This is a genomic window from Duganella sp. OV510, assembly GCF_900100205.1.
In the GTDB taxonomy this organism is placed as follows: Bacteria; Pseudomonadota; Gammaproteobacteria; order Burkholderiales; family Burkholderiaceae_D; genus Rugamonas.
Window position 1 is genome coordinate 541,027 of sequence record NZ_FNEQ01000002.1, and the last position, 20,573, is coordinate 561,599.

Here is a 20,573-nt window from a genome sequence, read left to right on the forward strand (position 1 = left end):
CACCGATTATGCGTATCGTTATTGACTTGCAGGCCAGCCAGAACGGCGCTGCCGCCGATCCCGCCGCCGTGGTGGCGCTGGCGCAGGCGGTGGTGCGCGCCGCCACCAGCCACACCATCATCCTGCTGATGCACGCCCGCTATGGCGCCAGCATCGACGCCCTGCGGCTGGCCTTCGGGCCGCTGCTGCCAGCCGAACAGCTGTGCATCTTTGAAGCACCGGCCGGCCACAGCGTCTGGAGCCAGCGTGCTGCCGACGCCCTGCGCGACACGCTGCTGGCCGACCTGCGCGCCGACCTGGTGTGGACCCCCGGGGTGTTCGACTGCGGTGCCGCCGCCCTGCTGCCAACGGTGACCGGCTGCAGCGCGCCGGCTGTTTACACAGTGGCCTCGGCGGCTGCGCTGGCGGCGCCGCCAGCCAGCGACGCGCCAGCCACCGCAGCCTTCTACCGCCAGCAACAGGCGCTGCGCCAGGCGCAGCTGCTGACCGCTGCCGACGCTGCCACCGCCGAGGCCCTGCGCGCTGCGGCGCCTGGCGTCAAGGTGGTGCAGGCGGCCACTGCCGAAGCGCTGTTGCAAGCCTTTGCCGCAGTGCCGGCCGCCAGCGTGACCGCGCCGCCGGGCAAGCCGCGCCTGGCCTATCTGTCGCCGCTGCCGCCGCAACAATCCGGCATTGCCGACTACAGCGTGGAACTGGTGGCGCAGCTGGAACAATTCTATGACATCGAACTGATCGTCGAACAGCCCGATGCCTGCGCGCCCCACCTGCAAGCCTGCTATACGCTGCGCGACGTCGCCTGGTTCGAGGCCCACGCACAGCAGTACCAACGCGTGCTCTACCACTTTGGCAACAACGGCGTGCATCAGCACATGTTCGAGCTGCTGCGCCGCTATCCCGGCGTGGTGGTGCTGCACGACTTTTTCCTCAGCGGCGTGCTGGATAATATGGAGCGTGACGGCTATTTGCCGCAGGCCTTCCTCAACGCCCTGTACGAGTCGCACGGCTACACCGGTCTGCAAACACATCAGCGCCAGGGGCGCAATCCATCGATCTGGCAATTCCCTTGCAACAAGGGCGTGCTGGATCACGCCACCGGCGTCATCGTCCACTCCGAGTTCTCGCGCCGACTGGCACAGCAGTGGTACGGCAGCGACACCGACGTCTTGTGGCGCAGCGTACCGCTGATCCGGGGCTTGCCGGCCGGCCATCAGCCCGCGCAGGCGCGCCAGCAGGCGCGCGCGGACCTGGCCCTGGCCGACGACAGCTTCATGATCTGCAGCTTTGGCATGATGGGCGTGACCAAGCTCAACGATGTATTGCTGGAAGCCTTCCTGGCGTCGCCGCTGGCGGCCGATCCGCGCTGCCAGCTGGTCTTTGTCGGGGCTGCCGATCCGGGCCTGTATGGGCGCGAGATCGGTCGCAGCATTGCCGCCAGTGCGGTGGCCGGCCGCGTGCACATTACCGGCTTCGTCAGCACCGAGCAATACGCCACCTACCTGGCGGCAGCGGACGCCGCCGTACAGCTGCGCAGCAAGACCCGCGGCGAAACCTCAGCCTCGGTACTGGATTGTCTGCTGTATGGCCTGCCGACGGTGGTCAACGCCCACGGCTCCAGCGCCGACCTGCCAGACAGTGTGCTGGTCAAGCTGGACGATGAATGCAGCAGTGCCGCACTGGGCGCCGCCCTGACCCGACTGCACGGCGACGCCGCCGGCCGCCAGGCACTGGCGGCGCGCGCGCGCGCTTATCTGCAGGCGCACCATGCGCCGCAGCAAGTCGGCCCACGGTTCCGCGACGCCATCGAGCAACTGACTGCCGCAAGCCCGCTGAACCACTACGCCACGCTGGTCGAGGCATTGCGCCGTCTGCCGCCCCCGGGCGAAACGGAATTGATGGATGCGGCCGAAGCGATCGCCGCCAACCGTCTGCCCAGCGCGCCGCGCCAGATGTTCGTCGATATTTCCGCGCTGGTACAGGCCGACCTGAAGACCGGCATCCAGCGGGTGGTGCGCAGCATCCTGCTGGGCCTGATCGAGACGCCGCCGCCAGGCTACCGCATCGAGCCGGTCTATAGCGACGGCGGCAACCGTCCGTACCGCTACGCCCGCCGCTACACGCTCGACCTGCTGGGCTGCCCGCCGATGGCGCTGGAAGACGCGCCGCTGGAAGTGCGGACTGGCGACATGTTCCTCGGCCTCGACCTGTTTACCAATGGCACCGCGCAAAACCACGCGCGTCTGCTCGACATGCGCCGCCGCGGTGTGCAGATGTATTTCGTGGTCTACGACCTGCTGCCGGTGTTGCGTCCGGACGTCTTCCCGCTCGGTGCACAAGGCTATTTTGCCGACTACCTCGACACCATCGGCGCCGTCTCCGACGGCCTGCTGTGCATCTCGCGCGCCGTGGCCGATGAGCTGCACGACTGGCTGGCGACACGCCCCAACCGCAGCCGCCGCGATCCCTTGCAACTGGCTTATTTCCACTTGGGTGCCGATATCGACGCCAGTGCGCCGAGTTTCGGCCTGCCGGACAACGCCGCGCAGGTACTGGCCCATATTGCTGCCCGCCCGAGTCTGCTGATGGTCGGCACTATCGAGCCGCGCAAGGGCCAGGCGCAGGCAGTCGAAGCCTTCAACCTGTTGTGGCAACAAGGCGTCGACGCCAACCTGGTGATCGTCGGCAAGCAAGGCTGGATGATGGACGCGCTGGCTGAGCAGTTGCGCCAGCATCCGGAAAGCCAGCAACGCCTGTTCTGGCTGGCGGGCGTCTCCGATGAGATGCTGCTGAAGTTATACCAGTCCTGCTCGGCGCTGCTGGCTGCCTCGATCGGGGAAGGCTTCGGCCTGCCGCTGATCGAGGCAGCACAGCACGGCCTGCCGATCATCGCCCGCGATCTGCCGGTCTTCCGGGAAGTCGGCGGCCAGCACGCGTATTACTTCGACGCCGCTGACGCTGCCGCACTGGCTGCCACCCTCAAGGACTGGCTGGCGTTGCACGCCGCTGGCGAGGCGCCGCAGTCGGCCGGCATGCCGTGGTTGACCTGGAAAGACAGCACGCAGCAACTGCTGCAGGCGGTGACGCAACAGCGCTGGTATCGCCACTTGGCACCCGCCACCACAGGAACCGTATGAGCCAGCTTACTTCAGTCCACGGCGGTATCGCCGTGGTGATTCCCAGCTACCGTGTCACCGCCCACATTCTTGGCGTGCTGGCCGCCATCGGCCCGGAGGTGAGCCGCATCTACGTGGTGGACGACCTTTGCCCGGATGGTTCCGGTGCGCTGGTGCGCGAGCAATGCCGCGACCCGCGCGTGACGGTGCTGTGCCACGCACAGAATCAGGGCGTCGGCGGCGCTGTCATGAGCGGTTACCGGGCGGCGATTGACGACGGCATGCAAGTCATCGTCAAGGTCGACGGCGACGGCCAGATGGACCCGCGCCTGGTCCCGCGCTTTGTTGCCCCGATCCTCAACGGCGAAGCCGACTACACCAAGGGCAACCGTTTCTTCGACCTGGAACAAATCCACCAGATGCCCAAGATGCGCCTGTTTGGGAACGCCGTGCTATCGCTGATGACCAAGCTGTCGTCCGGCTACTGGGACTTGTTCGATCCCACCAACGGCTACACGGCCATCCACGCTGATGTCGCCCGCCATCTGCCGTTCAGCAAGATCAGCCAGCGCTATTTTTTTGAAACCGATATCCTGTTTCGCCTGAATACCTTGCGCGCGGTGGTGCAGGACGTGCCGATGGACGCGCAGTACGGCGATGAAGTCAGCAATCTGAAGATCTCCAGGATCGTCACCGAGTTCCTCGCCAAACACAGCCGCAATTTCATCAAACGGCTGTTCTATAACTACTATCTGCGCGACATGTCGCTGGCGTCGCTGGAGCTGCCGCTGGGGCTGGGCCTGCTAGGCTGGGGCACCGTCTATGGCATCAGCCACTGGATCGCTTCGGCCAAGGCCGGGATTGCCACCGCGCCCGGCACCGTCATGTTGTCGGCCCTGCCGGTACTGATGGGCGCGCAGCTGGTGCTGGCCTTCCTTGCGTACGACATCGCTGCCGTGCCACGCCGCGCCATCCATCGCCTGACGGGGTATCGCCGTGATTGATCTGCTGCGACCACCGCGCCAGTTTGTGCTCTACCTGATCGGTGGCGTGCTGAGCGCCGCACTGGACGTCGGCCTGATGCAGTTGCTGATCATCGGCGGCATGGCGCAACTGCTGGCAGTCAGCCTGGGCTTCATCGCCGGCTTCCTGTTTAACTACAGCTTTCACGCCCGGCTGACCTTCCGCCACGCCAGCCGCACGGCCTTCGTGCGCTACATCTTGCTGGTCGGCGCCAATTATTTGCTGACCATGGCGATTGTGGCGCTGGCTTTGGGCCTGGGCGGCAGCGCCCTGGCCGGCAAGCTGGTGGCGCTGCCACTGGTGGCTGCGAATGGCTATTTGCTGGGCAAGCATTGGGTCTTTGCCAAGGACGCCAGCGCATGAACGCACCTGCCACCACTGTTCACACCGAACGGCGCGCCGAACGGCAATCCTTGCTGATATTTGGCGCCGTGCTGCTGGCGGTTTTCGTCTACCTGGTGCTGCGCAACCGCGGTGCACTGCCGATGGTGTTTGCCGACGAATGGTTGTACAGCCAGTTCGCCCGCCTGCGCCCGCTGGCCGAGAGCACGCTGCCATCCTACCTCTACCTGGGCCTGTTCAGCGCCACCTCAGCCTGCGGCGCCGGCTTCCTTGGCTGCGCCCGCCTCGGCAATGCCGCGCTGTTCGTGCTGGCCGCGCCCTTCATTTACCTGGTGGCGCGGCCGATCACCGGGCGCCCTGCCGGCATGGCGGTGGCGGTGGCCAGCATCCTCGGCGCGGTGAATTCCTACACGGCGTATTTCATGCCGGAGGCCATGTACTTCCTGTGCTTCTGGGTGCTGAGCTGGGCCGTGCTGATGCGCATTGGCGGCACCGGCATGGTAGGCGGCCTGGTTACCGGCGTGCTGCTAGGGATGATGAGCCTGGTGAAGGTGCATGCACTGTTCCTGCTGCCGGCGCTGTTCGTCTATGCGCTGTGGCGCGGCTGGCGCGACGGCAGCCTGTTAACCGGACTACGCTGCGCGCTGGTGCTGAGCGCCGCCATGCTGGCCACCAAGTATGCACTGGGCTGGCTGCTGGCCGGCCAGGCCGGTCTCGATCTGTGGGGTGCGTTCTACGGCAGTCATGCCAGTAACAAGAGCGGTAGCATGCTGGAACGCCTGCTCACGCCGGCGCTGTGGAATCTGTACGGCCACGCAATGGCGCTGATGGTGCTGTTTGCTTTGCCCTTGCTGGCGTTTGCTGTCGCCGCCATCAGCCCGCTGGCCCGTACTGCCAGCGCTGCGCACGGCCGCGCCGCGCTGGTCTACACCGTCCTGACGCTGGGCGCCACGCTGGGCATGACCGTGGTCTACACCGCCTCGATTGCCGACGCCGGTCCACTGGAAGGCGTGCGCCTGCATCTGCGCTATTACGATTTCACCTTCCCGCTGCTGGCGATCGCTGCCGCCTCGCCGCTGCTGGGCACGCAACTACAGCGCCGCTGGCGCTGGCTGCTGGCGCTGCTGGGCGGCGGATTGCTGCTTGCCGCCACCTTCAAATTATTGCCAACCTTCCAGCTGTCGTATGTCGACAGCCCGGAACTGGCCAGCGCTGGCGCCACCCGCAGCACGCTGCACCAGCTGGTGTTGCTGCAACTGGCTGTCATCGGCGCCTGGTGCTATCGTCCGCAGCTCGGCCGCGCCGGCTACCTGTGGCTGGTGCTGCCGGCCTTTGTCCTGTGCGCCATGCAGGCCAGTGCGCTGCGCCTGGCGCAAGCCCGCAAGGCCGACAGCTATGACCGCGCCGGCGTGGCAGCGCAGCAGCAACTGACGCCGTCGCAGCGCGACCGCCTGATGCTGGTCGGCGACGAGGGCGCTGGTTTGCCACGCGCCCTGTTCCATATCGACCGCGCCGACACCCAGATCATGCCGCTGCCGCCTGGTACACCACTGCAAGCCAGTCTGCTGCCACGCGGCATCGAACACCTGATGGTGATCGGCCAGCACCAGTTGCCGCCCGAACTGGCCCCGCAGGTGCAAACCGCCGACTATACGCTGACCTATCTGCCGGCATCCCGCGTGGTGCAGCAGGTGGTGTTTGCGCTGCCAGCGCGCGATGACACATTGAGCGGATTCGAAGGACTGTTCGAGCGCGAACCGTGGGGCAGCTGGTCCAATGGCAAGCGCGTGGTGCTGCATTTCACCAGGGCGCTGCCGCGCAATATGACCGTGTTTCTCAACGCCAGTGCCTTTGGCCCCAACGCCGGCCAGGAATTCACGCTGCAGGTCGGCCCGCAACAGCGCAGCTTCAGGCTGGCCGGCCAGTTGAGCGAGCATACTTTCCGGCTCACCAGCGATGGCTTGCAGCACACCCTGGTGATTGAAATACCGCAGCCGGTGTCGCCTTCGCAACTGGGCCAGGGCGGCGATACCCGCGAACTGGGCATGGCCCTGATTTACCTTGAAGTCGGCGAAATTGCTGCGCCGGCACATACCGCTGCACCCAACTGAAGAAGACTATATGATTATCGGTAACGGCTTACTGGCCCGGGCTTATGCTCCTTACTTAGCAGACAACCAGGACGTGCTTGTGTTCGCCTCGGGCGTATCGAACTCGCGCGAGACCGATCCGGAAGAATTCGCGCGCGAACGTCGCATGCTGGAAAAAGCGCTGGCCCAGGGCAAGCAGCTGGTGTACTTCAGCAGTTGCTCGATTGCCGATCCGGATCAGGCCAACGCCCCCTATGTGCTGCACAAGCAGGCGCAAGAGCAACTGATCGCCGAGCGCGCCAGCCGCTATGCGATTTTCCGGCTGCCGCAGGTCGTCGGCCGGATCGACAACCCGCACACGCTGACCAACTACCTGTACCAGACCATTTCCAGCGGCGACGTCTTCCACGTCTGGACCAAGGCGCGCCGCAACCTGATCGACGTCGACGACGTGGCGGCGATCGGCGCGCGGCTGCTGCAACGTGGCGACGCCAACAACCGCGTCACCAATATCGCCTGCCCTTACTCGGTGGCGATTCTTGATCTGGTGCGCATCTTCGAGGCAGTCATGGACCGTCGCGCCTACTTCGACCTGATCGAATCGGGCGGCAGCTACCAGATCGACGTTGCGCTGGCCATGTCTGCCGCCGCCGAGGCCGGTATCATCATCGATGACAACTATATCAACCAACTGATACGGAAATACTATGCCGACTGAGACCGCCCCATACCTGTCGTTCGTGATCCCGGTATATGGCAGCGAAAAAGTGCTGCCAGAGCTGGTGTCGCGCCTGAATGACGTCATGCAAGAGATGCCGGAAACGCGCCAGAACTACGAAGTCATTTTCGTCTGCGACCAGTCGCCGGACCGCAGCTGGCAGGTGATCCAGCAACTGTCGGCGCAACATCCGTGGGTGCGCGGCATCCTGCTGCGGATGAATGCCGGTCAGCACAATGCGCAGATGGCCGGGTTTGCCGAGGCGCGCGGCCAGATCATCATGACCATGGACGACGACCTGCAGCATTCGCCGTCCGATATCCCGACGCTGCTGGCCGAGCTGGCAAAGGGACGTGACGTGGTCTACGCGCGCTTCAAAAACCGCCAGCACGCCAGCTGGAAGATCTGGGGCAGCCGCCTGAATGACAAGGTGGCTGGCTACCTGATGAACAAGCCCGCCAACCTTTACCTGTCGCCGTTCCGCGCCATGCGCGCTGCCATCGTGCGTGACATTCTGCGCTACACCGGGCCGTATGTGTATGTTGACGGCCTGATCCTGTCGATGACGCGCAATATCGGCACTGTCGAAGTGGAACACCACGACCGCTTTGCCGGCGATAGCGGTTACAGCCTGCGCAAGTCGATTTCGCTGTGGCTGAAAATGGCCACCAACTTCTCGATCGTGCCATTACGGCTGACCTCGTTTGCCGGACTGGCGATGGCAGGTGCCGGCTTCCTGATGGCGGTGCTGCTGGTGATCCAGAAATTCACGCTGGATGCCATGCCGACCGGCTGGTCGTCGCTGATCGTCACCATCCTGATGATCGGCGGCGTGCAGCTGGTGGCGCTGGGCATGCTGGGAGAATACCTGGGACGCGTGCTGCTGACGCTGAACTCGCGGCCGCAGTACGTGATCGGCGAAACGGTCGGCCTGGCCAAGCAAGCGGAGGACCCTGTCTGATGCAGCAATTTCTTCTGTACTGCCTGTGCGGCGGGCTCGGCGTCAGTACCGACTACCTGGTGTTTTACCTGAGCGTGACGGCCGGCCTGTGGTACCAGGGCGCCAACCTGCTGGGCTACCTGGCCGGCACACTGCTGAGTTTTGCGCTGAACCGCGTGCTGACCTTCAAGATGCGCGATCGCGTGGCACAGCGCCTGCTCATGTTCCTCGGCGTGGCAGCCGTGGGTTTCTGCGCCTCGGCTGCGCTGCTATGGGTGCTGGTGCAACTGCTGGATGTCGATCCCCGCATTGCCAAGTTGCTGACGCTGCCGCTGGTAGTGGTGCTGCAATTCAGCCTGAACCGCCGACTTACCTTTAACGCCGCGCACCGTGCCGCGCGCTCCGACTGAGACTGATATGACGAACAATTTTGATGCTGTAATCGTTGGCGCCGGCTTTACCGGCCTGACCTCCGCCCTGCAACTGGCGCGCGCCGGCAAACGGGTGCTGGTGCTGGAAGCCGACAGCGTACCCGGCGGCCTGGCCGGCACCTTTGACTTCAAGGATGGCGTGACCATCGAGAAGTTCTACCACCACTGGTTTGACAACGATGTCTATGTGCCACAACTGGTGCGCGAACTGGGCATGGAGGGCGACGTGGTGATCATGCCGTCCAAAACCGGCATGTATTTCAATGGCCGCCACTGGCGTTTGTCGACCCCGCTGGACCTGCTGCGCTTCACCCCGCTGCCATTCATCGACCGCATCCGCCTCGGCCTGATGGTGTTCAAGGTGCGCAAGGTCAAGGACTGGAAGTCGATCGAACACCTGACCATTCGTGAATGGCTGGAGCCGCTGTGCGGCAAAAATGCTTATCGGGTAGTCTGGCAACCCTTGATCGAGAACAAGTTCTCGGTGGTGGCCGACGCGGTCAATGCGGTCTGGATGTGGAAGAAGCTGGTGCTGCGCGGCAGCACCCGCGACGCCAAGGGCGGCGAGCAACTGGCCTACTTCAAGGGCGGCTTCGGTCGCCTGGCACAGGCGATGGCAGATGAGATCACTCGCCTCGGCGGCGAGGTCCGCTACAGCACGCCGGTGACCGGCGTTACGGCAGCAGATGGCCGCATTACCGCCATGCACACCCCGGCTGCCAGCGTCAGCGCGCGCGAATACCTGCTGACGCCGGCATTCCCGATCGTTGCCGACATCTTGCAGGGCCAGGCCGACGACGCCTGGCTGGCCTCGCTGCGCCGGGTCGGCTATCTGGCCAATCTGTGCCTGGTGCTGGAGCTGGACCGCAGCCTGTCCGATACGTACTGGATCAACGTCAACGACCCGGGCTTCCCGTTTGTCGGCGTGATCGAGCACACCAACTTTGACAGCCCGGCCAACTATGACGGCAAGCACATCGTGTTCCTGTCACGCTACCTGCCGAAAGCCGATCCGCTGTGGCACTACAGCGACGCTGACTACCTGGCGTTCGCGCTGACCCATGTGCAGCGCATGTTCCCCGAGTTCAAGCGCGAGTGGATTGCCGAATACCGGGTCTGGCGCGCCGACTATGCACAACCGATCACCGAGCGCGGCTACTCCGACTATGTGCCCGGCCGCAGCACGCCGTTCAGCAACGCCACCATCAGCACCATGGCGCAGATTTATCCGGAAGACCGCGGCACCAACTACGCCATCCGCGAAGGCAAGTCCGTCGCGGCCGAGCTGATCCAGCGGCTGGGAGCCTGAACCATGACCGGACTGCTGCCCCAGGGCGCCTGGCGCCGCGCGGCGCCGTATCTGCTGATCGCGGTAGCCACCATCTTGCTATTCTGCTGGCTGGGCAAACGTCCTGGCGAACGCGTCGGCGACGGCTCCGAGTATTACGCCATGTTTTATGCCTGGGACGAAGGTCAGCGCCCGTGGATGGACACTGCCGCCAACGCAGCCTATGACAAGTTACAGCGTAGCACCGAGGTGGTAGGCCTGGTGCCCCGGCCATGGTTCTACGAGGCGTTCAGCGAGTTAAGGGTCGGCAACACGACTGATTTCAACCATTTTTGGTTCTACAGCCTGCTGGCATTAGTGTGCCAGAAACTGGCCATGTTGCTGGGCATCAAACTATCGATCCATGCCAGCTTCCTGGCGCTGCATGGGGTGCTGATAGGCACCACCGTGGCAGCTGCTTATCACTACTACCGCCTGCGTGGCATGCTGGTCATGCTGCTGCTGATTTTTGCCTCGCCGCTACTGTGGTATCTGGATAAGGTGCACACCGAGCCATTTACCTTGTGCCTGCTGTTTATCGGCATGATGCAGATGCATCGCGCCCGTTACGCTGCTGCCGCATGGCTGTTTGCGCTGGTGTCGACGCAAAACCCCAGCTTTGCGCTGATTGCCGGCATCCCGTGGGCCTACCGCGTGCTGCTGCAGTGGCGCCAGCGCTTCAGCGGCAGTGAATTGCTGCTGCTGGCACTGGCGGCGGTCACCGTGCTGCTGCATCCGCTGTATTACGAAATGCGCTATGGGGTGGTCACGCCGCAGTTGCTGGCGGGTGGGGCCGCGCTTGGCAGCAACCTGTCGAGCTTTTATGTGTGGATACTTGATCCCGACCTCGGTCTGCTGCCGAACTGGCCGCTGGGCACGGCAGCACTGCTGGCGGCCGGGGCCCTGTGGTACTGGCGCCGCCGTTTCCCGCAAGCGCAGCCAGCAGCGCCACGCCAGGGCAGCAACTGGCCTGAAGCGGCGTTTCTGCTGGCCTATGTGCTGATCAATTTCTACGCGCAATCGTCGACCAGCAACCTTAATTCCGGCGCCACCCCCGGGCTGGCGCGCTATGCGCTGTGGTATATGCCGCTGGCATTCAGCTTGCTGTTATGGATCAGCGCGCAGTGCCCCTGGCGCACGGCGCGCGGCTACGCCCTGGCACTGGGCGTGCTGCTGTTGACCGGCGCCGCACTGCAGCGCTACAACCCACATACGCCGGAACAATATGTGACGCCGTCGCGGCTGTCATACCTGCTGCAGAGCAAGCTGCCTACCTGGTACAATCCGGCCCCGGAAATCTTCATGGAACGTTACTCCGGTCATGGTGAGGAGCGTGCGTATGATCTGATCGTCGGCCCTGATTGCCGCAAGATGCTGCTGATTTACCACGTCAACACACCGGGTGCCATGTCACCCAACCGCTGCCTGTTCGACAACGATAAGCTGAGCGCCTACCGGCGTGCGGTCCAGGCCCAGGTCCCCCAGCCTTATGGCTACGTCTACCTGAGCGATGCACAGGCCATGGGCATGCTGCTGAGCGTGTCGCCGGCGCCTTACAAGCTGGGCTTGCAGGATAGCGGTGGCTTTGTACTGGGGCGTGGCTGGGGCCAGCAAGAGCCTTGGGGCGTATGGTCGGTTGGCAAACGCGCCGAACTGAACTTCCCCTGCAGCGGCGAACAGTTCTACCGGGTTGACCAGCCCTTTGACGTCGCGCTGAAGATGGAACCCTATGGCCAACAAGCACTGACGCTGCGCGCCGGTGAACAAGTGCTGTGGCAAGGCCCGTTACGTGCCGGCGGCGCCGACATCCGCTTTACTGTGCCGCCCTCCAACTGCAAGCAAGGTGTGTCTCAGGTAGTGCTGGAGATCGCCAATCCGACCCGTCCGTCGGACGACGGCAAATCGGGCGATAATCGCGCGCTTGGTGTTTCGCTGTTTGGCCTGCAGTTCCTCGGGCAGACACCGTCGTTATGAACCGGCTCAGCGATGCGCGCGCAGTTGGCGGTTGAAATAATCGCCAACGTATAAATCGCCGTCGTAGCTCAGGTGATGCGTATCGCGGTACATCAGCTTGCCGTTGATGATGGCGTGGCATCGGCTGGCGTCACACAAAGGCGCCGCGCTGTCCAGCAGCTGGACTTGCGGGACATCCTTCAGCACCTGCGCCACCGCCGCCCGATGGGCGGCGGTTTTCTGTTCGAACTCAGCACGCGGAATACTGCAGTCGATCCGCGTTTTCGAGGTTGGCAGGCCGGCACGCGTAATACAACTGCGCGGATCAAAGTCCAATGCCGGCAAGTCATTGACCCAAATCACCGTGCGGCCACTCTCGACAAAGCGACGCAGCGTGGCGCGCAACAGTGCCACGCGTGCGCGGCCATCCGGCGTTTCATTCCCGAATTTTGCTGCGGTAGAAAAAATCACTGTGTGGACGCTGGCCGTCAATAGCGCAGCATCGAGCATGCGCGGTGTGGCTTGCTGATAAGGATCATCGCCAGCCGGCAAGCCATAGACGGGCTCACGGGTCCCCAGATACCACAGGTTGTCACCTTCCGCCCGGTAATGACGGCCGAGGCCTGCGGCAATGTGATACGCGTGACTGTCGCCCACCAGCGCCACAGTCGGTGGCTTGTCAGGTTGATCCAGCAAGCAATATTCTGCCAAGGTGTTGAACTGGTAGCGGCGCTTGCAGGCGGCAGCATTGGCGACGTCTTCGACCAACACCAGCGCCTTGGTCTGGGCGGCGTTGTCCACCACCGAACGGCGCATCGGCAATCCATCCTGCCAGTAGACCCACCCACCGAAGCCGCCCAAGGCAGCCACCGCCAGCACCAGGATGGCGACCTTGCGCCCACCATTAACGGGTTTGCGGAGCGGACGTTCAAGCAACTGGTAGGTCAGCCAGGCCAGCAGCACGGCAACACCCAGCGCGGCCACGCGTACTTTGCGACCGAGCACATCGCCTTCGAGAATATGCAGGTAAGACAGGATCGGCCAGTGCCACAGGTAAAGTGGATAACTAATCAGGCCGAACCATACCAGCAGTTGGTTGGCCAGCAGCTTGCGGTTGATCCAGGTGGCGGGCCCGGCGCCAATCAGCAGCGTCGCCCCTAGCACCGGCAGCAATGCCCACCAGCCGGGGAAGCGCTTGCCGGGAGCGGCCAGCAGCAGGCCCAGCACAATCAACAGCAGGCCGCCGGCGGCCAGCCACTGACGGGCACGGGGAGCGGCCAGGTCGATCAAGTGATCGCCATCAGCATGGCGCACGCCGGCCAGCAAGCCGATGCGGTAAACGCTCAGATGGGCCAGCAACGCACCAAGCAGCAATTCCCACATACGGCTGAGCGGCGAGTAAAACGTCGCAGTGGCATAGTGCCTGACACCGCCGAGATTAATCAGGAATGAGACGGTCATCAACAGCAGCACCAACTTCCACGGCGCCCAGCGGCGTCGGAAAGCCAGCAATAGCAGCGGCGGCCAGACAATGTAAAACTGCTCTTCGACCGCCAGTGACCAGAGGTGCAGCAGCGGCTTGGTATCGGCGGCCGTATCGAAATAACCAACCTCTCCCCACAGGAAGAAATTCGAGACAAAGCTCGCGCCTGCGAACATATGTTTGCCAAGCTGCTGGTACTCGTCCGGGAACAGTCCAAACCAGCCGAGCACAGCACAACTGGTCAGAACCAGCGCCAATGCCGGGAAAATACGGCGCACGCGGCGTGCGTAGAAGTCGGCAAAACTGAACTGTTGCGTTGCCATGCCCTTCAGCAAGATACTGCCGATCAGGTAACCCGAGATGACAAAGAATATGTCGACCCCGATGAAACCACCGGGCAGCAGCGTCGGAAACGCATGAAACACCACGACCGATAGCACGGCGATCGCGCGCAGGCCATCGATGTCCGCCCGATAGGCCGGATGCAGGGACACGCCTGACATGTCTACTGCTTGGGCGCGCCGCCCAGCAGGAAGGCCAGTTTAGGCTTGGCCTTGGTGATGGCGCCGCCAGCAGCTGGCGCCGCTGGTGCAGGTACTGCGGCCTTGGCCGGCTCGTACGGCTTGAGGAACCACGGATCGACCTTTTCGCGACGCGGCGGGCCACCGCCGCCCAAGCTGCGCGGTGGGCGCTCGGCGCTGGTGCGCGGGCCACGGCCGGCGTCTTCGCTGCGGCGCGGACGGCGTTCGCCGCGCTCGTCGGCAAAGGCCGGCGCCGGGTCGAAGCCTTGCGGCTCGCCGCGCTTGATGGTCTGCTTGATCAGTTTTTCGATATCGGCCAGCAGGCGCTCGTCCTTGTCCGAGTAGATCGAAATGGCGTCGCCCGAAGCGCCGGCGCGGCCGGTGCGGCCGATGCGGTGCACATAATCTTCGGCGTTGTACGGCAGGTCGTAGTTGATCACGCACGGCAGGTCGGAGATGTCGAGGCCGCGCGCGGCGACGTCGGTCGCCACCAGGATATCGATCTCGTTTTTCTTGAACGCGTCCAGCGCGGCCATGCGTTCCTGCTGGGTCTTGTCGCCGTGGATGGCGACCGCCTTCATGCCTTCACGCTCCAGCTCGCGCGCCAGGCGCGACGCGCCCAGCTTGGTGTTGGAGAAGATGATCACCTGCTTCAGCTCGCGCTGGCGCAGCAGGTGCGCGGTCAGCGCGTGCTTCTGGTTCTCGGCGATCTTGTACACCACCTGGGTGACCTTGTCGGCGGTCTGGTTGCTGCGCGCCACTTCGATGGTGATCGGGTCGGTCAGGAAGGTGTTGGCCAGCTTCTTGATTTCCGGCGAGAAGGTGGCCGAGAACATCAGGTTCTGGCGTTTCTTCGGCAGCAGGTTGATGATGCGCTGCAGGTCCGGCAGGAAGCCCATGTCCAGCATGCGGTCGGCCTCGTCCATGACCAGCATCTGCACCTGGCCCAGGCTGATATTCTTTTGCTCCACGTGGTCCAGCAAACGGCCCGGGGTGGCGATGACGATTTCCACGCCGGCTTTCAGGATCACCGTCTGCGGCTTCATGTCCATGCCGCCGAACACCACGGTCGAGCGCAGCGGCGTGTGCTGGGCGTAGGCCTTGACGTTCTCGGCCACCTGCACCGCCAGTTCGCGGGTCGGCGTCAGGATCAGCGCGCGCACCGGGTGGCGCGCCGGCGAGGTGCTGCTGCTGGCATGCGCCAGCAGCATCTGGATGATCGGCAGCGAGAAGCTGGCGGTCTTGCCGGTACCGGTCTGGGCCGCGCCCATGACGTCGCGGCCTTGCAGCAGCACAGGAATGGCCTGGGCCTGGATCGGCGTCGGGTGCTCATAGCCCTGGTCGTTCAATGCGCGCAGGATGTCGGCCGACAGGCCAAAATCGGCGAAACGAACCTGGGCGGGAGCATCAACGGTCTGCTCGGGGACGGAGGGAGTGGTGATTTCGGTATCGGACATAATGTGGACGGATGGTGAAGCGCCGTAAACTATACCCTAATTTCTGGCAACTGCGCTAAAAAACGGCAGTTTTATGCCGATTTTATTGCCTCAATGGCATGTATAATCTGCACTCTCCTCAGAAACCAGATGAATGTGCGTTCCACATGCTAGCCGACCTACCGGCCTTTTTGCGCCGCTTGCTTCTCCTTTGCCTGCTGCTGGCGCTGACCGCCGCCCAGGCCGCCCCCGCCCCGTCGCTGCGCTTCAAGAAACTCGGCCCGCTGGGCGCCGACGATCCTTCGATGCTGTCGCTGCTGCAGGACCGCAAGGGCTTTGTGTGGGTCGGCACCCATACCAACGGCTTGTACCGCTACAACGGCTACCAGGCGGTCAAGTACAGCCATAACCCGTCCGACCCGCACAGCCTGCCGCATGACCGTGTGTCGTCCATCTACGAGGACCGCCAGGGCCGCATCTGGGCCGCCACGCAGAACGGCCTGGCGCGCTTCAATCCCGAGACCAACAACTTCACCACCTTCACCACCGACAAGGCGCCGAAGAACCACCGCATTGTCAAGAACATCATTTCCGACGGCAAGGACGGCTTGTGGATCGGCACCTGGGGCGGCCTGCAACACTTCGACCCAAGCAAGGGCAAGTTCGACGCCATCTACGCCCACGATGAAAAAGATCCCGCCAGCCTGGCCAGCAACGACCTGAACGCGCTGGCGCTGGACAGCAAGGGCGGCGTCTGGATCGCCACCTGGCCGGGCGGGCTGGACTACCTGGCGCCGGGCGCCAGCCGCTTCATGCACTATGCGGTCGATCCATCGCCGAAGCCGGACGCGCGCATCAACATCGTCCGCGCGCTGCAATTCGACCAGCAGGGCGCGCTGTGGATCGGCACCGAGTCCGGCGTCATCCGCTGGGACGGCAAGCGCGACTGGGACACGCGCGCGCCGATACGCTCGCCTGCCAGCCGCATCACCAACTTCGGCCTCGACAACAAGGGCGTGCTGTGGAGCACCACGCTGTCGGCCGGCCTGCTGCGCTGGAATGAAGCCAACAAGGAATTCGACCAGTTCGTGCACGCCGCCGACGATCCGTACAGCCTGCCGGGCGACAACCTGCGCGCGGTGATGCAGGACCGCAGTGGCATGCTGTGGATCGCCTCCTTCACCGACGGCATCGCGCTGGCCAACCTGAGCAGCGAAGGTTTCACGCGCCACGTGCCGTTCCGCATCGACAACCGCGCGGCGCCGGCCAGCAATGCGCTGCTGAGCCTGGCACGCGCGCCGAACGGCAAGATCTGGCTGGGCGGCAATGTCGGCATGAGCTTGTACGATCCGGCCAGCAGCAAAGTGCTGCGCAGCTACCATGCGGACGACCAGACACCGGGCAAGCTGTCGCACGCCATCGTCTACAGCATGTACCAGGACGACGACGGCAAAGGCCCGTTGTGGCTGGGCACCTCGAACGGCCTGAACCGGCTGGACACACCGGACAGCGCGTTCCAGGCCATCCACTTCGGCAACACCGCCAGCGACTACATCAACGCCATCGCGCCGGGCGCCGGCGGCGTGCTGTGGCTGGCCACCGGCAACAGCCTGATACGCTACGACAGCAAGACCGACGCCCGCAAGATTTATTACAACGATCCGCAGGACCCCGGCTCGCGCAGCGTCAACGGCACCTCGGCAGTGCTGGAAGACCGCCAGGGCCGCGTGTGGGCTGGCTCGGAATGGAATGGCGGCGGGCTCGACCTGCTGGACCCTTCCACCGGCAAGTTCCGCAACTTCCGCCACGCGCCCAGGGACACCAGCAGTCTCAGCGACGACAACATCGCCAGCCTGCATGAGGATGCGCAAGGCCGCATCTGGGTCGGCACCAGCAAGGGGCTGGACCTGGTGGTGTTCCAGGCGGATGGCAAGATCGCCTTCAAGTCCTATGCAGCGGCGATGCGGGCGCCGAAGATCCTCGCCATCCAGCACGACCTGGACGGCAAGATCTGGTGCAGCACGATTGCCGGCCTGTACCGGCTGGACCCTGCCAGTGGCCAGGTTCACCACTTCTCCCCCTCCGACGGCCTGACCGAAGGTTTCACCGTCAATTCTTCGTCGCTGGGCGCGGACGGCACGCTGTACTTCGGCGGCGTGCACGGCATGACGGCGGTGACGCCAGCGAAAGTGAAGACCAGTTCGGTGCCGCCGCAGGTGGCGATCACCGACATCACCGTGTTCAACCATTCGCTGCAAAACGGCCAGCCGGCCGAGAACGTCAAGGCCGACGGCCCGGTGACGGCGCCGACCGCGCTGACCTTGTCGTCGCAGGCCTCGGTGTTCGCGCTGGAGTTCGCCGCGCTGCACTACACCGAACCATCCGGCAACCGCTACGCGTATCAGTTGCAGGGTTTCGACCGCGACTGGGTCGAGACCGACGCCAGCCGCCGCGTAGCCAGCTACACCAACCTGAATCCCGGCAACTACGTATTCCGCGTCAAGGCCGCCAACCACCTGGGCGTGTGGAACGAGGTGCCGGCCACGCTCAACATCACCATCACGCCGCCGTTCTGGCAGAGCTGGTGGTTCCGCTCCGGCCTGGCGGCGCTGGTGGTTGGCTCGCTGGCGCTGGCCTACAAGATCCGCATCAACCGCCTGACGCGCCACCAGGCCGAGCTGGAACAGACGGTGGCGGCGCGTACGGTCGAGCTGGAAGAATCCAACCGCAAGCTGGCCGCCTTGAGCACCACCGACGGCTTAACGGGTGTCAGCAACCGGCGCGGCTTCGACGCCGCGCTGGACGCCGAATGGCGGCGCGCCGCCCGCAGCGGCCAGAAGCTGGCGCTGCTGATGCTGGACGTCGACTACTTCAAGCGCTACAACGACCACTACGGCCACCTGGCCGGCGACGCCGCGCTGCGCAGCGTGGCCGAGCTGATCACCGCGCACGGCCGCCGCACCAGCGACCTGGTGGCGCGCTATGGCGGCGAAGAGTTCGCCCTACTGGCCAGCGCCACCGACGGCATCGACGCGCTGGGTGTGGCACAAGGAATCTGTAGCGAGCTGGCGTGGCGGGCCTTGCCGCACGAACAGTCGCCGTTTGGTATCATGACGATCAGCATCGGCGTGGCAGTGATGGCGCCAAGCGACGACAGCTCGCCGCAGCAACTGGTGGAGCGCGCCGACCGCGCGCTGTACCAGGCCAAGGAACAAGGACGCAATATGGCGCTACTGGCGCCAGAATGAAGAACAATGGACGACCCGACACCGCAACCACCTGTCCCGCCCGAGCCGGGCGACTGCTGCCACAGCGGCTGCACCTACTGCGTGGAAGACCTGTACCAGGAAGAACTGGACCGCTACCGCGAAGCCCTCAAAGCCTGGGAGTCCCGCCAAACTCCGGGGTCAGTTCCGCCAAACGTACAGGAGCTCAGCCGTAATAACCATAACGGTTGAGTTCGTGTACGTTTGGCAGAACTGACCCCCAGGGTTTAGATTAGAAGGCTTCCCATTCGTCGCCGCCAACCGTTTCCTTGACAGGTTTCTTGATTGCGACGCGGGCGGGTGGGGCTTTGGCGGTGGCGACTACTGCGGCTGGTACCGTTGGCTTGCGCGGGGGCGGCGCAGGACGTGCCGGCGCACTTGCCAGCAGCTTGAAGACGCTTACCACTTCGCTCAGCCGCGCCGCCTGCTCCTGCATCGATTCGGCCGCTGCGGCGGCTTCTTCCACCAGCGCGGCGTTCTGCTGCGTTACCTGGTCCATCTGCACAATGGCGGTGTTGACTTGTTCGATGCCGGAACTCTGCTCCGCGCTGGCCGACGTGATCTCGCTCATGATGTCGGTCACCCGCGTGATGCTGGTGACGATTTCGTTCATCGTCTCGCCGGCCTGGTTGACCAGCGCCGAACCAGTCTCCACCTTTTCCACCGAATCGCTGATCAGCAGCTTGATGTCCTTGGCCGCCGCCGCCGATCGGTGCGCCAGGTTGCGCACTTCGCCTGCCACCACGGCGAAGCCACGCCCCTGCTCGCCGGCGCGCGCTGCTTCCACCGCCGCGTTCAGCGCGAGAATATTGGTCTGGAAGGCGATGCCGTCAATTACCGAAATAATGTCGACGATCTTGCGCGATGATTCGTTGATCGACGCCATCGTGCCCACCACCTGCCCCACCACGTCGCCACCCTTCAGCGCGATGCCGGAAGCCGATTGCGCCAGCTGATTCGCCTGGCGCGCGTTGTCGGCGTTCTGCTTGACGGTCGAGGTCAGCTCTTCCATCGACGATGCCGTCTCTTCCAGCGAACTGGCCTGCTCTTCGGTACGCGACGACAGGTCCTGGTTGCCGCTGGCGATCTCCGACGAGGCGGTGGCAATCGTATCCGTGCCATGCCGCACCTGGCTGACCAGGTTTTGCAGGTTGCCGGTCATGTCTTTCAGCGCTTGCATCAGCTGCCCGGTTTCGCACGCGCTCTTGACGTTGATCGAGCGCGTCAGGTCGCCATCGGCGACATCGCGCGCCAGCGATACCGCTTCCTGCAACGGCGAGGCGACGATGCGCGCCACCCACAGCGCCAGCACCATGCCGATGCCGATGTTCACCACCAGCAGGGCAATCGAAGTCATGCGCGCACTGGTGTAGATGGCCGACGCCAGCTCGCTGGCCTCGTCGCCGCCATCGACGTTCAGCTTGACCAGCTTGTTGACATTCTCGGTAATCACCGTCAGCGCCTGCGCCGAGGTGGAGGCGGATAATTTACGCCCGTCAGCCTTGTTGCCGCTGCGCGACATGGCAATCATCTTGTCGTGATCGATCATGAAAGCCGCCAGCCCCTTGTCGAACTCGGCGGCAATGGCTTTCTCTTCCGGGCTGGAAATCAGTTTTTCGTAGACATCACGGTGTTGCTTGAGCGTGGCCAGCACCGTGTCCATGCGCTTTTCATAGTCGGCCATGGCGGCCGGCTCGTCATTGAGCAAATGCGCCAGCTCCCAGCGGCGCAGCTCGCCCACATCGGTGCGCAGGTCCATCACCGCGCGCACACTGGGCATCCAGTTGTCCGCCAGGTCGGTCGAGGCCTGGTTGACGCGATCCATCGATATCATGTTGCTGACGCCCAGTATCAGGGTCAACAGCAGGACGGCTCCAAACGAAACGATCAGCTTAGTGGCTATTTTCAGATCGTAAAACCATTTCATGGCGCA

The 20,573-nt window shown here is 64.0% G+C and carries 14 protein-coding genes; 11 read left to right on the forward strand and 3 right to left on the reverse strand.

All coding sequences use genetic code 11. The features are described 5' to 3' along the window. Window positions 1-8 precede the first annotated feature (8 nt). The 9 genes from BLS51_RS09505 (at window position 9) to BLS51_RS09545 (ending at window position 11,955) form a co-directional block, all read left to right on the forward strand. Window positions 9-3,131: a glycosyltransferase gene (locus BLS51_RS09505; protein WP_229207483.1), complete on the forward strand. Its 3,123-nt coding sequence runs from the start codon at window positions 9-11 to the stop codon at window positions 3,129-3,131. Beyond that, entirely contained in the window at window positions 3,128-4,114 is a 987-nt protein-coding gene (locus BLS51_RS09510; protein ID WP_090181197.1) for a glycosyltransferase family 2 protein, read from the forward strand. The genes BLS51_RS09505 and BLS51_RS09510 overlap by 4 nt, the downstream gene beginning before the upstream one ends. Continuing rightward, complete coding sequence (locus tag BLS51_RS09515; protein WP_229207482.1) at window positions 4,107-4,496, forward strand: GtrA family protein; 390 nt, start codon at window positions 4,107-4,109, stop codon at window positions 4,494-4,496. The genes BLS51_RS09510 and BLS51_RS09515 overlap by 8 nt, the downstream gene beginning before the upstream one ends. Beyond that, the gene (locus BLS51_RS09520) at window positions 4,493-6,586 is read left to right on the forward strand and encodes a DUF7024 domain-containing protein (protein WP_090181193.1); all 2,094 of its coding nucleotides are present in this window, start codon (window positions 4,493-4,495) and stop codon (window positions 6,584-6,586) included. The genes BLS51_RS09515 and BLS51_RS09520 overlap by 4 nt, the downstream gene beginning before the upstream one ends. A 79-nt stretch (window positions 6,587-6,665) precedes the next feature. Continuing rightward, on the forward strand, window positions 6,666-7,283 hold the full coding sequence (locus tag BLS51_RS09525) for an NAD-dependent epimerase/dehydratase family protein (protein WP_175472541.1): 618 nt from the start codon (window positions 6,666-6,668) through the stop codon (window positions 7,281-7,283). Beyond that, complete coding sequence (locus BLS51_RS09530) at window positions 7,273-8,244, forward strand: glycosyltransferase family 2 protein (protein ID WP_090181183.1); 972 nt, start codon at window positions 7,273-7,275, stop codon at window positions 8,242-8,244. The genes BLS51_RS09525 and BLS51_RS09530 overlap by 11 nt, the downstream gene beginning before the upstream one ends. After that, on the forward strand, window positions 8,244-8,633 hold the full coding sequence (locus BLS51_RS09535; protein WP_090181179.1) for a GtrA family protein: 390 nt from the start codon (window positions 8,244-8,246) through the stop codon (window positions 8,631-8,633). The genes BLS51_RS09530 and BLS51_RS09535 overlap by 1 nt, the downstream gene beginning before the upstream one ends. Window positions 8,634-8,640: 7 nt before the next feature. Continuing rightward, window positions 8,641-9,963 (forward strand): NAD(P)/FAD-dependent oxidoreductase, encoded by a 1,323-nt coding sequence (locus BLS51_RS09540; RefSeq protein WP_090181173.1) that lies wholly within the window; start codon window positions 8,641-8,643, stop codon window positions 9,961-9,963. Between the two features lie 3 nt (window positions 9,964-9,966). Continuing rightward, the gene (locus tag BLS51_RS09545) at window positions 9,967-11,955 is read left to right on the forward strand and encodes a hypothetical protein (RefSeq protein WP_090181168.1); all 1,989 of its coding nucleotides are present in this window, start codon (window positions 9,967-9,969) and stop codon (window positions 11,953-11,955) included. Between the two features lie 6 nt (window positions 11,956-11,961). Here BLS51_RS09545 and BLS51_RS09550 read toward each other — a convergent pair whose 3' ends face one another. Together BLS51_RS09550 and BLS51_RS09555 are read right to left on the reverse strand one after the other, a co-directional pair. Further along, entirely contained in the window at window positions 11,962-13,920 is a 1,959-nt protein-coding gene (locus BLS51_RS09550) for an acyltransferase family protein (protein WP_090181165.1), read from the reverse strand. A gap of 2 nt (window positions 13,921-13,922) precedes the next feature. Further along, window positions 13,923-15,395: a DEAD/DEAH box helicase gene (locus BLS51_RS09555; protein WP_090181161.1), complete on the reverse strand. Its 1,473-nt coding sequence runs from the start codon at window positions 15,393-15,395 to the stop codon at window positions 13,923-13,925. A gap of 146 nt (window positions 15,396-15,541) precedes the next feature. Here BLS51_RS09555 and BLS51_RS09560 point away from each other — a divergent pair, with 146 nt between their 5' ends. Next, window positions 15,542-18,622, forward strand: a complete 3,081-nt coding sequence (locus tag BLS51_RS09560) for a ligand-binding sensor domain-containing diguanylate cyclase (RefSeq protein ID WP_090181157.1) — start codon at window positions 15,542-15,544, stop codon at window positions 18,620-18,622. A 6-nt stretch (window positions 18,623-18,628) separates the two neighbouring features. Then, on the forward strand, window positions 18,629-18,832 hold the full coding sequence (locus BLS51_RS09565; protein WP_090181152.1) for an oxidoreductase-like domain-containing protein: 204 nt from the start codon (window positions 18,629-18,631) through the stop codon (window positions 18,830-18,832). A gap of 40 nt (window positions 18,833-18,872) precedes the next feature. On the opposite strand, the gene BLS51_RS09570 is transcribed toward BLS51_RS09565, so the two are convergent. Continuing rightward, a complete protein-coding gene (locus BLS51_RS09570; RefSeq protein WP_090181148.1) occupies window positions 18,873-20,567 on the reverse strand; it encodes a methyl-accepting chemotaxis protein in 1,695 nt (564 codons plus the stop codon). Between the last annotated feature and the right edge of the window lie 6 nt (window positions 20,568-20,573).

What these genes read in the sequence shown, in the direction of transcription:
- BLS51_RS09540 (WP_090181173.1), top strand. Translation starts at nt 8,641, where the DNA reads ATGACGAACAATTTTGATGCTGTAATCGTTGGCGCCGGCTTTACCGGC.
- BLS51_RS09560 (WP_090181157.1), top strand. Translation starts at nt 15,542, where the DNA reads ATGCTAGCCGACCTACCGGCCTTTTTGCGCCGCTTGCTTCTCCTTTGC.
- BLS51_RS09520 (WP_090181193.1), top strand. Translation starts at nt 4,493, where the DNA reads ATGAACGCACCTGCCACCACTGTTCACACCGAACGGCGCGCCGAACGG.
- BLS51_RS09510 (WP_090181197.1), top strand. Translation starts at nt 3,128, where the DNA reads ATGAGCCAGCTTACTTCAGTCCACGGCGGTATCGCCGTGGTGATTCCC.
- BLS51_RS09535 (WP_090181179.1), top strand. Translation starts at nt 8,244, where the DNA reads ATGCAGCAATTTCTTCTGTACTGCCTGTGCGGCGGGCTCGGCGTCAGT.
- BLS51_RS09545 (WP_090181168.1), top strand. Translation starts at nt 9,967, where the DNA reads ATGACCGGACTGCTGCCCCAGGGCGCCTGGCGCCGCGCGGCGCCGTAT.
- BLS51_RS09555 (WP_090181161.1), bottom strand. Translation starts at nt 15,395, where the DNA reads ATGTCCGATACCGAAATCACCACTCCCTCCGTCCCCGAGCAGACCGTT.
- BLS51_RS09570 (WP_090181148.1), bottom strand. Translation starts at nt 20,567, where the DNA reads ATGAAATGGTTTTACGATCTGAAAATAGCCACTAAGCTGATCGTTTCG.
- BLS51_RS09530 (WP_090181183.1), top strand. Translation starts at nt 7,273, where the DNA reads ATGCCGACTGAGACCGCCCCATACCTGTCGTTCGTGATCCCGGTATAT.
- BLS51_RS09505 (WP_229207483.1), top strand. Translation starts at nt 9, where the DNA reads ATGCGTATCGTTATTGACTTGCAGGCCAGCCAGAACGGCGCTGCCGCC.
- BLS51_RS09565 (WP_090181152.1), top strand. Translation starts at nt 18,629, where the DNA reads ATGGACGACCCGACACCGCAACCACCTGTCCCGCCCGAGCCGGGCGAC.
- BLS51_RS09550 (WP_090181165.1), bottom strand. Translation starts at nt 13,920, where the DNA reads ATGTCAGGCGTGTCCCTGCATCCGGCCTATCGGGCGGACATCGATGGC.